Origin of the sequence: Streptomyces sp. NPDC005263, from assembly GCF_042872365.1 — a bacterium.
In the GTDB taxonomy this organism is placed as follows: Bacteria; Actinomycetota; Actinomycetes; order Streptomycetales; family Streptomycetaceae; genus Streptomyces.
Window position 1 is genome coordinate 329,585 of record NZ_JBIAKJ010000003.1, and the last position, 15,304, is coordinate 344,888.

General features: G+C 73.2%; 10 protein-coding genes. 6 read left to right on the top strand and 4 right to left on the bottom strand.

The genetic code is table 11. The features are described 5' to 3' along the window. Positions 1-94: 94 nt before the first annotated feature. Together ACFYRY_RS15135 and ACFYRY_RS15140 are read right to left on the bottom strand one after the other, a co-directional pair. On the bottom strand, positions 95-1,735 hold the full coding sequence (locus ACFYRY_RS15135; RefSeq protein ID WP_389144498.1) for a peptidoglycan DD-metalloendopeptidase family protein: 1,641 nt from the start codon (positions 1,733-1,735) through the stop codon (positions 95-97). Positions 1,736-2,009: 274 nt separating this feature from the next. Continuing rightward, a complete protein-coding gene (locus ACFYRY_RS15140; protein WP_389144501.1) occupies positions 2,010-2,876 on the bottom strand; it encodes a lipase family alpha/beta hydrolase in 867 nt (288 codons plus the stop codon). A 425-nt stretch (positions 2,877-3,301) separates the two neighbouring features. Between ACFYRY_RS15140 and ACFYRY_RS15145 the strand changes: the two genes are divergently transcribed. After that, the gene (locus tag ACFYRY_RS15145; RefSeq protein ID WP_356768466.1) at positions 3,302-3,718 is read left to right on the top strand and encodes a cobalamin B12-binding domain-containing protein; all 417 of its coding nucleotides are present in this window, start codon (positions 3,302-3,304) and stop codon (positions 3,716-3,718) included. 170 nt (positions 3,719-3,888) lie between these two features. Here the strand turns inward: ACFYRY_RS15145 and ACFYRY_RS15150 are convergent, their stop codons facing one another. Both ACFYRY_RS15150 and ACFYRY_RS15155 read right to left on the bottom strand, forming a co-directional pair. After that, complete coding sequence (locus ACFYRY_RS15150) at positions 3,889-5,535, bottom strand: DUF5691 domain-containing protein (protein WP_389144504.1); 1,647 nt, start codon at positions 5,533-5,535, stop codon at positions 3,889-3,891. A gap of 144 nt (positions 5,536-5,679) precedes the next feature. Beyond that, positions 5,680-7,029, bottom strand: coding sequence for an SWIM zinc finger family protein (locus ACFYRY_RS15155; RefSeq protein ID WP_389144507.1), 1,350 nt, complete (start codon positions 7,027-7,029; stop codon positions 5,680-5,682). A gap of 133 nt (positions 7,030-7,162) precedes the next feature. Here ACFYRY_RS15155 and ACFYRY_RS15160 point away from each other — a divergent pair, with 133 nt between their 5' ends. The 5 genes from ACFYRY_RS15160 to ACFYRY_RS15180 all read left to right on the top strand — a co-directional run bounded on the left by ACFYRY_RS15160 (position 7,163) and on the right by ACFYRY_RS15180 (position 14,945). Beyond that, complete coding sequence (locus ACFYRY_RS15160) at positions 7,163-8,293, top strand: AAA family ATPase (protein WP_389144510.1); 1,131 nt, start codon at positions 7,163-7,165, stop codon at positions 8,291-8,293. 169 nt (positions 8,294-8,462) lie between these two features. Next, on the top strand, positions 8,463-10,871 hold the full coding sequence (locus ACFYRY_RS15165; protein ID WP_389144513.1) for a DUF5682 family protein: 2,409 nt from the start codon (positions 8,463-8,465) through the stop codon (positions 10,869-10,871). Positions 10,872-11,022: 151 nt separating this feature from the next. Next, positions 11,023-12,204, top strand: a complete 1,182-nt coding sequence (locus tag ACFYRY_RS15170) for a VWA domain-containing protein (RefSeq protein ID WP_389144516.1) — start codon at positions 11,023-11,025, stop codon at positions 12,202-12,204. 221 nt (positions 12,205-12,425) lie between these two features. Then, complete coding sequence (locus ACFYRY_RS15175; protein WP_389144518.1) at positions 12,426-13,436, top strand: hypothetical protein; 1,011 nt, start codon at positions 12,426-12,428, stop codon at positions 13,434-13,436. Between the two features lie 183 nt (positions 13,437-13,619). After that, complete coding sequence (locus ACFYRY_RS15180; RefSeq protein ID WP_389144521.1) at positions 13,620-14,945, top strand: hypothetical protein; 1,326 nt, start codon at positions 13,620-13,622, stop codon at positions 14,943-14,945. Positions 14,946-15,304 lie beyond the last annotated feature (359 nt).

Consider the following 15,304-nt stretch of genomic DNA (forward strand, 5'->3'; position numbering starts at 1 on the left):
CCGTGAGCCCCAGCACCCGATCCAACGGTCGGAGGCTGGGGCTCACCGGGCACAGGGGAGTGGTGGTGCTACCGCGGCGCTACGTCGGGGGCGCCTACGTCGGGTTGATTCCGTGGCTGCGCAGCCACGGCAGGGGGTCGACCGCCGCGCCGCCACCGGGCCGGACCTCGAAGTGCAGGTGCGGGCCGGTCGAGTTGCCGGAGTTGCCCGAGTACGCGATCGGGTCGCCGGCCTTCACGGTCGTACCGGACGAGACCCGGTAGCTGGAGAGGTGGCAGTACCACGTCTCCGTGCCGTCCTTCGCCGTCAGGATCAACATGTTGCCGTACGCGCTGTTCCACTGCGTCCGCACGGTGCCGTCGGTCGCGGCCATCACCGTCGTGCCGTAGGAGACGGGGAAGTCGATGCCGGTGTGCACGGACATCCAGTTGATTCCGGACTGGCCGAAGTAGGCGCTGAGCCCGTGCTGGGCGACCGGCAGCGCGTACTTGGGGCGCAGCCGCTCCTTGCGGGCCGCCTCCGCGGCCGCCTGCTTCTTCTCCGCCGCCTGCTGGGCCTTGAGGTCGATACGTTCCTGCGTGCGGCTGACCCGGTCACTGAAGTCGTCCGCCTCGGCGGAGAGGGTCCGCAGCTGGGTGTCCAGCTTGTTGTTCGCGGCGGCCGGCTTGACGGCGGTGACGTCCGACGCGGACGCCGACGCCTCCTGGTCGCCGCCGGTCAGTGTGCCGACGGAGGCGGCGGCGATCCCGGCGACACCCATCACGCACGCCGAGGGCACGGCCACCGTCAGCAGCGCGGAGCGCTTGGCGGGCATCCGGCGGCGGGACCGCGACCCGCCGCGAGAGGCGGCGCGGGACGACGGGGCCGGGGTGGCCTCTTCCTGGTCGTCGAGGAGAGAGACGTGAGGGGAATCAGCGGAATCAGCGGCGTGAGGTGAGTGAAGGGCGTCGGGCGCGGGCGACATCTCCGAACCGCCAGGCAGATCACCGGAGTCGGTGAACTCGTCGTCGACAGGGGCCTGTTCACCGTACGTGACCTGCTCGAAGGTCGCCGTCGCCTGCTGGTCGAAGGACTCGCCCTGCGGTGCGTACTCCTCGGCGCCGGTCGCGGTGTGCGGGCCGTCGGAGTTCCACTGCGTGGCGTCGTACGCCCCGGTGTCGAAGGCCTGTGTGCCCCATTCCCACTGCTGGGTCTGGTTGGCCGGGCCGGCGGACTGGTCGGGCTGGAGCCAGGCGTTCGCGTCCCACTGGCCGCTGGTGTCGGGACCGGTGGTCTGCGTCGGAATCGCGGAGAGCTGCTGGTGCTCGCCGGTCCAGCCGGTGGTGTCGTACGCGCCGGTGTCGTAGGAGGCGTGGTGCTGCGCCGCGTATATGTCGTAGTTCAGGGTCTGGTGACCGCCCGTGGTCCAGGCCGACGAGTCGTACGAGCCGCTGCCGTCGCCGGGAAGGCTGCCGAAGAGGGGGTCGGACGCGAAGGTCGTCGTGGCGTGGGCGCCGGCGTCGAAACCGGTGGCGTCGAAACCGGTGGCGTCGAAAGCGTTGGCGCCAGTGCCGGTCGCGTCGAAACCAGTGGTGTCAAAACCAGTGGTGTCAAAACCTGTGGCGTCATAGCCGCCGTAGGTGGTGAAGTCGCCGTACTGGGCTTCCTGGGCGCCGTAGGACGGGTGGTGCGTGGAGGCGGCGTCGGAAGCCGGAGCCGGGGTGGTTGTGATCCCCGACGGGTGACGGTCGTTCACCAACTTCTCTTTCGCCTCGACAACAGGGGCTGCCAGAGCAGTGCGGCGACTGTACCCGGCGGTATGCGGGCACGACAATCTTCGGCAGGTTTTGCGCGCGCAGGAAACGGGCAATCGGCCGTGTTTCGGGGGACTGCGGACGCGAGTTTGGCCTTGTGTTCGAAGGGCGTTCGACGTTGAGGTGCGGTCGGGCCGGCGTTGGGATGCGGTCGGACGGCTGATTTTCGCCGTGCGGGGCGACTGGGGGCAGTCGTGGTCGTTGTCGTGCGCCGGGTTACGCGACCGTCAGTCCGCCGGCGCGCGCGGCGGTCTCCTCGCCCGGGCGTGCCGCGTCCAGAACCCGCCGTATCCCGGCCGCGACGGCGGGGTGCACGGGCAGGGCGAGATGCCCGATCCCGGTCACCCGGACGTTGTCCACGGTCAGATCGGGGTGGTCGACGCAGGCGGTCTCCAGCGGGTCCATCAGATGGTCCAGGTCGCTCCAGAAGCTGACGAAGTGTGTCCGGCAGCCGGGGGAGGGCTTGCTCAGCTCTTCGAGCAGCTCCGATCCGGGGCGCATCTGTCGCACGATCGGGTGCGCGTTCGCCAGCGGCGCCACCCGGGTGCCGGAGTGCGGGGTGCCGAGCGTCACGAGGGTGCGCACCCGGGTGTCACCGCCGAGTCGTTGTACGTAGTAGCGCGCGATCAGTCCGCCCAGGCTGTGCCCGACGACATCGACCTGTCGGCTGCCCGTGCGCTCGCAGATCTCCTCTATGTGCCGCCCGAGCAGTGTCGCCGCGGTACGTATGTCGCAGGTCAGCGGTGAGTAGTTCAGCGACTCGATCTGCTGCCTGCCGTGCTGGGCGAGGCTGCGGCGCAGCAGGACGAACACCGAGCGGTTGTCGATGAAGCCGTGCAGCAGCACGACCGGTGGCTTGGCCTGCCTGGGCAGCTGGGGCGCGCCCTCCCCCGGGGCGGGAACGGGGGGCGCGGGGACGCGGCGCTCCTGTGTGATGCCGGAGGGGTAGAGCAGGAGGTGGCCCGCGAGGATCGCGATCTCCAGGGCTGTCGCCTTCAGCAAGGTCAGCGAGAGGGCCGCCAGTCTGCTCGGGAGCAGCCGCTGGAGCGGAAGCAGGGGTAGTGCTGCCCTCGTGACCTTCATGGCCGACCTCCTGTCGGCGCGCGGGAGGACTGCTCCGTCCCCCGTGTGCCCTTGAGGGGAGACGCGGCGGAGGTCGTCGACGGGGCGCGAGCGGGGCGGGTCGGGCCGACGGCCTGGTGAGGCTCCCTGCCGGTGTGGCGGCGAGGCTCCCGGGTGTCGTGCCTTACCTGCCCTGCGTGCCCTTCGCATCCTCGTCGATGCGCCTCACCGCCGCGGCGCGCGGTCCGCGGCGCGGCGGTGAGGCGACCTCGTTGCGGCTCCCGAACGTGTCCCACCTTGTATTTTTCCCTTCGGAACCCTTCGCGAAACTGTCGGCGACGGGATACCGGCGATAACGTTCGTTCACTTTCCCGGCTGGTGCGGTACTTGTCGGTATGGATGGATGAATCGGTAGGGATCGATGGAGTCGCTTCATGGAGGCAGTGATGGGTGTGGCAGCCGGTCCGATCCGCGTGGTGGTGGCCAAGCCGGGGCTCGACGGCCATGATCGCGGGGCGAAGGTGATCGCTCGGGCGCTGCGCGACGCCGGTATGGAGGTCATCTACACCGGGCTCCACCAGACGCCCGAGCAGATCGTCGACACCGCGATCCAGGAGGACGCCGACGCCATCGGGCTGTCCATCCTGTCCGGGGCCCACAACACGCTCTTCGCCGCGGTGATCGATCTGCTCGAGGAGCGGGACGCGCAGGACATCCTGGTCTTCGGCGGCGGGATCATCCCCGAGGCGGACATCGCTCCGCTGAAGGAGAAGGGCGTCGCGGAGATCTTCACCCCGGGCGCGACGACGGCGTCGATCGTGGACTGGGTGCGTGCGAACGTGCAGGAGTCGGCGGAGGCCTAGGGGGCGTCCGTCGGCGCGTGCCGGTGGACAGGGGTGGTGGCTCTCACGGGGCTCGGCTGTGCCTGGGCAGGGGCGGTGGCTCTCACGAGCGTCGCCCGTGCCTGGGTGGGGCCGGCGGTCCCCAGGTGTTTCGTCTCCGCGCTCCCCGTCCGGTCCGACCGGTCCGGTCCTCAAGCGCCGGACGTGGTGAGGGGGCGCACCACCCCCAGTTCCTCCTGCATCGCCGCCCGCAGCCGCAAGGTCGTGACCAGGCGCTGGAACGCCTCCGCCCAGTACCCACCGGCCCCCGGGCTCGTGTCCTCCGTCTCGTCCGGCACCGCCAGCAGCCCGTCGAGGCGGCTCGCCTCGAAGGGGTCGAGGCAGCGTTCCGCCAGCCCCATCACTCCGCTGAAACTCCATGGGTAACTCCCCGCGTCCCGTGCGATGTTGAGCGCGTCGACCACGGCTCGGCCGAGCGGCGCGGCCCACGGCACCGCGCACACACCGAGCAGCTGGAATGCCTCGGACAGCCCGTGGGCCGAGATGAACCCGGCCACCCAGTCGGCCCGTTCACCGACGCCCAGCGTGCCGAGCAGCTTGGCCCGCTCGGCCAGGGACACCGCCCCGGGGCCGCCGGCCTCGGGTGCCGCGGGCGCCCCGAGCAGGGCCCGCGCCCATCCGGCGTCCCGTTGCCGCACCGCCGCCCGGCACCACGCCGCGTGCAGTTCGCCCTGCCAGTCGTCCGCCACCGGGAGCGTGACGATCTCCTGGGGCGTACGGCCCCCGAGCCGCCCCGGCCAGGTTCCGAGGGGTGTCGCCTCCACCAGCTGGCCCAACCACCAGGACCGTTCCCCCCGCCCCGTGGGGGGCTTGGGTACGACACCGTCGCACTCCATGCTCGCGTCGCACTCGTGCGGCGCCTCGACCGAAAGGGTCGGTGTGTCCCCGGTGTGGTCGACGGCCACGCAGGCCCCGGCCCGCACCGCCATCCGCGCGGCGAGGGCCGAACCGGGCAGTGCCGACAACAACTCCGCGGCCGTCGCCCGTACGTTGCGGCTGCGGTCGGTGAGCGCCTGCTCCAGGAACGACTCGTCGTCCGCCGCCAGACCGGTGCGCAGGGAGTCGAGGAACATCAGCCGGTCCTCGGCCCGTTCCGTCGCCCAGGTCGTCGCGAGCAGTTCGCGTGCGGCGGCCGGCTCACGGGCACGGATCGCGGAGAGCAGGGCGACCCGCTCGGCGAACAGTCCCTCCTGCCACAGCTGTCGGGTCTTCTCGGTGTCCTCGGGATGCGGCAGCGTCGTACCGCCGCCGGGGGTCGCCCGCAGGGCGAACCGCCAGTCCGGGTTCAGCCGGGCGAGCCACACCGCGCGGGGTCCCGCGAACGTCAGCGCCGACGGCCGCAGATCCGTCCGCCCCCGAGCCGCGTCCAGCAGGGCCGGCACCTGCTCGGGCGGAGCGGCGAAACCGCGGGCGTTGGCGGTAGCGAGCCACTGCGGCAGCAACTCCATCAGGTCAGGTGCCGTACCCCGACGGCCACCACCGCCCGTGCCGGGGCGGTCGGCCAGCAGCAGCGCCAGTCTGCGGGCCGCCGCGGGCGGCAGCGGGGGACGCGGGTCCTCGGCCACCGGTTCCGGCAGGCCGGCCGCCCGCCCCGGCCGCAGGCCGGCCCGTCGCCGTACGGTCTCCTCGGCCGCCGCGTCCAGCAGGGCGAGCGGTGCGTCCCGGCCGGGCGGGCAGCCCGGCGGGGTGCGCCGCTCCGTCCCGAGCAGGGCCGCCGTGACGAGCTCCTCCCAGAGGCCCGGGGCGGGCGCGTCCACAGGAGCGGAAGTCCTGGTCATGTGTTCCTTTCCGTTCCACTCACTGGGATGCCGGGAGCGGTTGAAGGGTCACCTGATGCGGGTGTCCGGTGAGCCGGGAGTCATGCCGGGAGGATCGGGGCACGCGGGGGACGAGGCGGAGTCCCGGGCGGGACAGCGGTCGGGTCAGCACAGGGACACCGCCTCGCCGGCCTCCGGCCAGGCCGTGAGCGGGGTGAAGCCGCGGTGGCCGAACTCGCCGAAGACCGTGACCGGAGCGCCACCGGACAGGGAGACCAGCCGCCACAGGCCCGGACGGGCCCGCGCGGTGGACGTCAGCGGCAGCGCCGTCTTCCCGTCCGCGTCCGCGAGCTGCCAGGAGTCGCCGTCCCGGGCCGGCACGACCCGGTCCAGGGTCACCGGTACGGAGTCCAGCCACGGGTCGTCCCTCAGGGCCTCGCCGTAGCGCGCGGCAGCCTGCTCCGGTGTCACCCCGGGCGGGCGGGTCGCCGTGGGAGCGGGCGGGGCGAACTGCTCGCCCAGGGCGGCCCGTGGTTGTCCGGCACCCGGATACGCCGACACCTCGGCGTCCAACGCCAGCCCCATCGGCAGCGCGAGCTCCGGCGCGCGGCCCGCGGCACCATAGGAGAGGAGCAGCGCCGTACGGCCGGACGTGGCGCCGTACAACCAGATGCGACGGGTCGTCAGCCGGGCGTCCGCCGTGTCGTACTGGGCGAGGACCAGCCACCTGTCGCGCAACGGCGGGCCGTCCGCCGAAGCGGGCAGGCCGACCCGGGACCGGACCGTCGTCGCCAAGCCGTCGGGCAGCCGCTCCCGAAGCAGCCACCCCTGGTCGAGGAGGTGGAGGAGGGCACATTCCTCCAGCAGACGCACCGGCCATCCCGGCCCTGACGACGGGATCGTCCCCAACTCCCTTACCCGCGCGGCGAGACCGGAGGCCTGGGCGTCGACCATCCGGGCCGCCGTCTCCTCCCACTGCCCGTACCCCGCCTGCTCCGCGCCCGCCAGGCCGCCGCGCAACAGGTCCACCAGCCGTTGCTCCAACTCCGTCGCACCCGCGGTGATCCGCTCGGCCCGGCGCTCCGCCCGGCGTCGCGCCGCCTCGGGATCACCGGAGCCGGACGCGGAACCGGTGGCCGCCGCCTGCTTCTCCGCCGCGCGTTTCCTGCGCCCCTCCAACCACTCCCCGGCCCACTCCGGCGGCTGTCCGGCCGGCACCGCGTCGGCCCCGCCCGACCAGAGCAGCAGCAGCCCGAGCGCGTGCTTGCACGGGAACTTGCGGCTCGGACAACTGCACTTGTACGCCGGTCCGGACGCGTCCGCGATGTCCACGACCGTCTGATACGGCTTGCTGCCACTGCCCTTGCACAGCCCCCACACCGTCCCCTCCCCACAACTGCCCGCCTCGGACCACGGTCCGGCCGCGCCGAGTTTGCTGCCCGCTTTGCGTGATGCGGCGTCAGGCGCCAGTGACAGCACCTGGTCCGCACTCCAGCGCACCCCCTGCTGAGTCATGTCATCGAAGGTAGATCCCACCACTGACAATCGGCCCGGCGAGCGCGTTTGTGCAGGTCAGATCGCATTGTCAGTGGCGTGGTGCACGGTGGACACCAGATCCGAACCGGCCGAGCTGGAGGGGGACTCAGCCATGACTGTGTCTGCAGAACCGACGTCCGCCCACGTGCGTGAGCAGGAACCGACCGAGGCGTTGCGTCCGCACGCCGAGGACGCCTTCGCCGATGAACTCGCCGCGCTCGCCGCGCAGGACGACCGCCCGCGCCCCGCCCGCTGGAAGCTGTCGCCGTGGGCCGTCGCCACCTACCTCCTCGGCGGCACTCTCCCCGACGGCACCGTGATCACGCCGAAGTACGTCGGACCGCGCCGCCTCGTCGAGGTCGTCGTCACCACCCTGGCGACCGATCGCGCCCTGCTCCTGCTCGGCGTGCCCGGCACCGCCAAGACCTGGGTGTCCGAGCACCTCGCCGCAGCGGTCAGCGGCGACTCCACCCTGCTGGTGCAGGGCACGGCCGGGACCCCGGAGGAGGCCATCCGCTACGGCTGGAACTACGCGCAGCTGCTCGCGCACGGCCCCAGCCGTGACGCCCTGGTCCCCAGCCCCGTCATGCGGGCGATGGCCGAGGGGATGACGGCCCGCGTCGAGGAACTGACCCGTATCCCGGCCGACGTACAGGACACGCTGATCACGATCCTGTCGGAGAAGACGCTGCCGATACCGGAGTTGGGTCAGGAGGTGCAGGCGGTCGGCGGCTTCAACCTGATCGCGACCGCCAACGACCGTGACCGTGGGGTCAACGAGCTGTCCAGCGCCCTGCGCCGCCGGTTCAACACGGTCGTGCTGCCGCTGCCCGAGAGCGTCGAGGCCGAGGTCGACATCGTCTCGCGGCGCGTCGACCAGATCGGCCGCTCCCTCGACCTGCCGGCCGCGCCCGACGGCATCGACGAGATCCGCCGCGTCGTGACGGTGTTCCGTGAACTGCGGGACGGCCTCACGTCCGACGGCCGCACCAAGCTGAAGTCGCCCAGCGGCACCCTGTCGACGGCGGAGGCGATCTCCGTCGTCACCAACGGCCTCGCGCTGGCGGCGCACTTCGGTGACGGAGTGCTGCGGGCGGGTGATGTCGCCGCGGGCATCCTCGGCGCGGTCGTCCGTGATCCGGCGGCCGACCGGGTCGTCTGGCAGGAGTACCTGGAGGCGGTCGTCCGTGAACGCGACGGCTGGACGGACTTCTACCGGGCGTGCCGCGAGGTGAGCGTGTGAACGGAGACGGGTGGATGCCGTCGCGCGTGGATCCGGCGGCGGGTGCGACGCGCGGCAGGGGAGTTCGGTGCGGTGTTCGCGGGCGGGGACAGGGCTGCGGACAACAGGCGCGGGTGCGGGTGCGGGTGCGGGTGCGGACTCGCTGTGGTGTCGGAAGGGAGGGGGCGGAGTGACAGGCGCTGAGGAGACCGGCGGGCGAGAGGCCGGGGTGGCGGGGCCGCTGCTGCTCGGGGTGCGGCACCACGGGCCGGGTTCCGCGCGGGCCGTGCGGGCGGCGTTGGCCGCGGCCCGGCCGCGGGTCGTGCTGATCGAGGGGCCGCCCGAGGCCGACGCGTTGATCCCGCTGGCCGCCGACGAGGACATGCGGCCACCGGTCGCCCTGCTCGCCCACGCGGTCGACGAACCCGGCTGCTCGGCGTTCTGGCCGCTGGCCGAGTTCTCCCCGGAGTGGGTGGCCATCCGCTGGGCCCTGGAGCACGACGTTCCGGCCCACTTCGTCGACCTGCCGGCCACCCACACGCTGGCGGGGGGGCGGGACGCGGGGGAGTCCGGGGCGGAGAAGCCAGAAGGGGAGGTGAGCGAGGGGGCCGAGGCCCGGGGGGAGGACGCCGAGCAGGACGTCCGCGTCGACGTCCGGGTGGACCCGCTCTCCGTGCTCGCGGAGGCCGCCGGTTATGACGACGCCGAGCGCTGGTGGGAGGACGTCGTCGAACACCGGGGGCCGGGCTCGGCGGACCCGTTCGCTCCGTTCGTCGCGCTGGAGGAGGCCATGGGGGCGCTGCGGGAGACGTACGGGAGCGGGGGCCACGACCGGGACCTCGTACGGGAGGCGTACATGCGGCTCCAGATGCGGGACGCGCAGCGCCGGTTCGGGGACGACGTGGCCGTGGTGTGCGGCGCCTGGCACGTGCCGGCCCTGCGGCGGCGGACCACCGTCGCCGCGGACAAGGCGCTGCTGAAGGGACTGCCCAAGGTCAGGACGGACATGACCTGGGTGCCGTGGACGCACCGCAGGTTGTCGCGGCACAGCGGGTACGGCGCGGGGATCGACTCCCCGGGCTGGTACGGGCATCTGTTCCGGGCGCCGGACCGGCCGGTCGAGCGATGGCTGACCAAGGTCGCCGGGCTCCTGCGGGAGGAGGACCGCATGGTCTCCTCGGCGCACGTCATCGAGGCGGTCCGGCTGGCCCGAACGCTCGCGGCGATGCGGGGGCGTCCGCTGGCCGGGCTGAGCGAGACGACCGACGCCGTGCGGGCGGTGATGTGCGACGGCTCGGACGTACCGCTGGCTCTGGTGCACGACCGGCTCGTCGTGGGGGACGTGCTCGGGGAGGTACCGCCGTCGGCGCCCGCGGTGCCGTTGCAACGTGACCTCGACCGGATCCAGCGCCGACTGCGGCTCAAACCGGAGGCGCGGGAACGGGAGTTGGAGCTCGACCTGCGCAAGGACACCGACGCCGAGCGCAGCAGGCTGCTGCACCGGCTGCGGCTGCTGGGTGTGGCCTGGGGGGAGCCGGTCGCCTCGCGCGGCAGTACGGGCACGTTCCGGGAGACATGGCGGCTGAGGTGGGAGCCGGAGCTGGTCGTGCGGGTCGCGGAGGCGGGGGTGTGGGGGACGACCGTGCTCGGTGCCTCGACCGCCAGGGCGGAGTCCGACGCGGTCGCCGCGCGGGGCCTCGCCGATGTCACGGCACTCGCCGAGCGCTGTCTGCTCGCCGAACTGCCGGACGCGCTCCCCACGGTGATGCGGGTCCTCGCCGACCGGGCGGCCCTCGACGCCGACGTCGGCCACCTCGCCCAGGCCCTGCCCGCGCTGGTCCGCTCCCTGCGGTACGGCGACGTACGCGGCACGGACACCGCGGCCCTGACGGAGGTCGCCGCGGGCCTCGCCGAGCGGATCTTCGTCGGACTGCCGCCCGCCTGCGCCGCGCTCGACACGGACGCGGCCGACGAGATGCGGCGCCATGTCGACGCGGTGCACGGGGCGGTGGGGCTGCTGGACGACGCCGGCGCACCGGACCACGGTGACCTGCGGGGGCGTTGGCACGCGGTGCTCGGGGTGCTGTCCGGGCGGGACACCGTGCCCGGTGTCATCCGGGGCCGGGCGGTGCGCCTGCTGCTGGACGGCGGGCAGCTGGCACAGGGTGAGGCGGCGCGGCTGATGGGGCTCGTGCTGTCGCCGGGGACGCCGCCGGGAGACGCGGCCGCCTGGATCGAGGGCTTCGTCGGCGGCGGGTCGGGCGGCGGGATGCTGCTGGTGCACGACGAGCGGCTGCTCAGCCTGGTCGACACCTGGCTGACCGGCGTGCCGGCGGAGGCGTTCATCGACGTACTGCCCCTGCTGCGGCGGACGTTCTCGGCGTACGAGCCGGGCGTGCGCCGCACCCTCGGTGAACTGATCCGGCGGGGACCGGGCCGGCGGGCGAGTGCGGCGGCGGCCGGGCCGGGCATCCCCGGCTTCGCACCCGAGCTGGACGGTGGACGCGCGGACGCGGTCCGGCCGGTGGTCCGGCTGCTGCTGGGGCTGGACGGCATGGCAGAGCAGGCGGGCAACGACCTGGTGGGGGTGGCGCGATGACGACCGATTGCCTGAGCGGGCCGAGGGAGAGGGAGCGGGCCGCAGAGGTGAGCGTGGTCGGCAACGGAAGCGGTGCGCGGGCGCAGGACCGCCCGACGACGACCGTCCCGGTGATCCCGCTCTGGGAACGGCTTCGCACGGAGGTACGGGGATGACGGCCGAGCAGTACACGACGACCCAGCCGGTCGACCCGGCGCAGGAGCGGCTGCGGCGCTGGCGGCTCGTACTCGGCGGGGACACGGCCGACGGCACGGGCTGCGCGCTCTCCGGGCGGGACGCCGCGATGGACGGTGCGCTGGCCGGGCTCTACGGGAAGGCGGACAAGGGGCAGCAGGGCCGGGACCGTTCGGCGGGGCTCGGTGCGTCGGCGCCGTCCGTGGCGCGCTGGCTCGGGGACATCCGGACGTACTTCCCGTCCACCGTCGTCCAGGTCATGCAGCGTGACGCCATCGACCGGCTGGGGCTGTCCGCGTTGCTCCTGGAGCCGGAGATGCTGGAGGCGGTGGAGGCGGACGTGCACCTCGTCGGCACGCTGCTCTCCCTCAACAAGGCGATGCCCGAGACCACGAAGGAGACGGCACGCGCAGTCGTCCGCAAGGTCGTCGAGGACCTGGAGAAGCGGCTCGCGACCCGCACCCGGGCCACCCTCACCGGCGCCCTGGACCGCAGTGCCCGTATCAACCGGCCCCGCCACCAGGACATCGACTGGAACCGCACCATCGCGGCCAACCTCAAGCACTACCTCCCGGAGTACCGGACGATCGTGCCGGAGCGGCTCATCGGATACGGGCGCGCGTCGCAGTCGGTGAAGAAGGAGGTCGTTCTCTGCATCGACCAGTCCGGGTCGATGGCGGCGTCCGTCGTCTACGCGTCCGTGTTCGGTGCGGTGCTGGCGTCGATGCGGTCGATCAACACGCGGCTCGTGGTCTTCGACACCGCCGTCGTCGATCTCACCGACCAGCTCGACGACCCGGTCGACGTCCTGTTCGGCACGCAGCTCGGCGGCGGCACCGACATCAACCGGGCGCTGGCGTACTGCCAGTCGCAGATCACCCGGCCCGCGGAAACCGTGGTCGTGCTGATCAGCGACCTCTACGAGGGAGGCATACGGCAGGAGATGCTCAAGCGGGTCGCGGCGATGAAGGCGTCGGGGGTGCAGTTCGTGGCTCTGCTCGCGCTGTCCGACGAGGGGGCGCCCGCCTACGACCGGGAGCACGCGGCCGCACTCGCCGCGCTCGGCGCACCGGCCTTCGCGTGCACGCCCGACCTGTTCCCGGAGGTGATGGCGGCGGCGATCGAGAAGCGGCCCCTGCCGATACCGGAGACCGCGTGACGGCCCCCGCGGAAGGGCGACTTGTCGACCCATTGACCGGAATTCCGTCCGGACTTCGGTCACCAAAACGGACATGACTACCCATCGGTAATGGGGGGCTTGCGCAACCTCGGGAGTCCCGTGCGAGGATCGACGACCATCAGCGGTGCGAGGCGCTCCGCTTACTTCGTAAACAGTCGTACGGCGTGCACTGTCCGTCGCGCGGAGGGACCCACACCCAGTTGATCCAGTCTGTCGCCCTCACCGGTGCCGCCCTGCGCGTGATGCGTACGGCGGCCGGGCGGCGTGTGCTGCGAGTGGTGCTGCTGGTGGGCGCGTTGTTCGCGCTCGGGTTCCTCTGCGGGGAGCAGGCGCAGGCGGCCGACGGGGCGGTGCCCGCGCCGGTCACTGAGGCGTCGTCGGCTTCGGCGGGCGGCGCCCGGTCGTTGACGAGCGGTGCGGTCGCCGGAGCGACACACACTCCGTCCGGCTCGGTTGCCGGCTCGCCGGCTCTGCCGGACGCGGCGACGGCGCCGGATCTGCCGGATCCGCCGAGCCGGTCCGCTCTGCCGGACGTGGCGGACGTGGCGGACGTGGCGAGCCTGCCGGACGTGCCGGACGCGGCGAGCCTGCCGGAACTTTCGGAACTGCCGGACCTGGCGGACCTGGCGGACCTGCCGAAGCTCCCACCCTCGTCGTCCCTTCCGCCCCTGTCGTCTCTCCCGTCCCTCCCCGCTCCGCCGACGGTGCCGTCCAGGCCGACCCTGCCGCCCACGCCGACCGTGCCGGGGCTTCCGCAGGTTCCGGGGGCGCCGTCGACCCCCGTGCACACGCTGCCGGTCCCGGTCACGTCGGCTCCACAGCCAGGCTCGTCGACGTCACCCACGGCGCCGACAGCGACGGACGGGCAGACCCCCGGCGGACGTTCCGACGCGAAGACCCCGCTCACCTACGGGCCTCGGTCGACCACGGACTTCGGCGTCACCGGCGTCGCGACACAGAGTCCCGTGCACCGGGCCGCCCACCCCGCGCCCGCTCCTGCGCCCCAGGGGCCCAGGCAGGACCCGGGTGGTGTGCCGAGCGGCAAGGCGGCCGGCGACAGCGGTACCGGCACCCCACGGCACGGCGGCGACGCGCACGCCGTCACCTTCGACCACCGGGCGCCGCTGCGGCTCGCGCCCGGAGCCACCGTGGGCGCGGACGCCTACGGCACCCGGGACAGGCACCGGGACATTCCCGTCTCTCCGGCCTAGGCCAGACCCCTTCCCCCGCCGCAGACCTGCCGCGCGGGGGCGGACACAGGTCTGCCCGCCCCGTCCGGATCCCCCTCCGATCTCCGGACGCATGCCTTCGGAATTGTCCCCAAACCTCCCAGGTCCCGCGGTTCCCGTCGAGGAACGCCGGACCCCTGTGGATCTAAGGATCTGACGCACGCCATGAACAAGCACATCCGCATGAACACGAACACCCGTCTGAACACGAACGTCCGCCGTTCCCTCGTGATAGCCGCCGGTGTCACCGGCGCCTGGGCGCTCGGCTCCGCCGTCGCCAGCGCGGACGAACTGCCCGCGGCCCCCGTCTCCGTGCCGGACGCGACGACCGACAACGCCACGGACGTGGTGACGAAGACCTCGGACACCGTCACCGGCACCCTCGACACCGTCACCGGCGCGGCCCACCAGGCCCACCGTGACGTCGACGCGAAGACCGCCACCCCGAAGGCCGCCCCGAAGGCCGCCCCGAAGGCCACCCCGAAGGTCACCGCCGCGATCCAGGGCGCCAAGGCGGCTCGTGCGGCGAAGGCCACCGGCGCCGTCTCCGACGCGGCCGTCACTCCCGAGGCCGGTGCCCACGTGGACGGCGTCGACTACCTGTTCGGCCCCCTCGCCGCCTTCGCGCCCGAGGTGGAGCGGACGCGGTCCGCCGCCGACGACACGGCGACCTCCGTCACGACGGCCGCCGAGACCGCCGTCTCCTCCGTCCCGAGCCACGTCACCGGCACCGCCGGCTCGGTCGTCGGGCAGACGGTGGACGCGGCCGCCCCGCCCGTGGCGAGGTCCGCCGTGGACGGAGCACTGCCGATCGCCACCGGCACCGTGCACGCGGTGACGCCGGTCGTCGGTGGCGTGGTCGCGGACGTTCCCCCGTACGCCACCGGTCTGGTCGGTCAGGTCGCCGACGGCGCCACGGCCGCTGTCCTGCCGCCGGTCGTGAACACCGCCGTGCACGGCGTGGTTCCGGTCGCGGGGCAGGCCGTGACGGACGCGGGTGGACTGGCGGACGGCGTCACCCGGGACGTCCAGCCCGTCGCGACCGGGTTGGTCGGCTCCGTGCCGCCGCTCGCGCACGGTGTGGCCGGTCACGCGACCGACCTGGCGTACGGCGTCGTGGGTCAGGTGGCGCCGTTCGGTCAGGGCGTCGCTGGCGCCGTCCAGCCGGTCGTCGACACCGTCACCCGGACCGTGCACGACACGGTGGACGACACCGTCCAGCCGGTGGTGCAGGGCATCGGCGGCAGCGCCACGACGCTGGCGTACGGCGTCACGGGCGAGGTCGCTCCCTTCGCGGACGGCCTGGTCGCGGAGGCGGGCCCGTTCGCGTACGGGACCGTCGGCCAGGTCGCGCCGCTGGCGCGGGACCTCACCGGCACCGTCCGGGCGACGGCCGGCCCGCTCGCCGGTCACGCCCTCACCGGGGCCGAGGGTGTCGCCGAGTCGGTCACCCCGAGCTACGTGCACCACGGCGACACGTACAGCGTCTGAGCCCATCGTCCTCGGAGCCCGGAGGGGCCCGGAGGGGCCCAGGGAAGCCCTCGAAGCCATGAAGGGTCCCGAGGGTCCCGAGAACTCCTGACCGAGGACGTCTGAGAACTCCGTGAGGCGGCAGCCCCGGACCGGTCGAAAACCGTCGGTCGGTCCGGCCGGGACCTCACGGACAGGGCGAGGTGGTCCCCATTGGGGTGGGGATCAACCGCCCCACGCCCCGCAGGGGCCGTTCAAGGGGCCTCACCGGGTCAACCCCAGCCCGGTGAGGCCCTCGGCCCGCCGGCTCGATGTGGCCCCAGTGCCGCCCTCGGCCCGCCGCCCCGATGTGGCCCCAGTGCCGCCCCAGCCCCTCACAT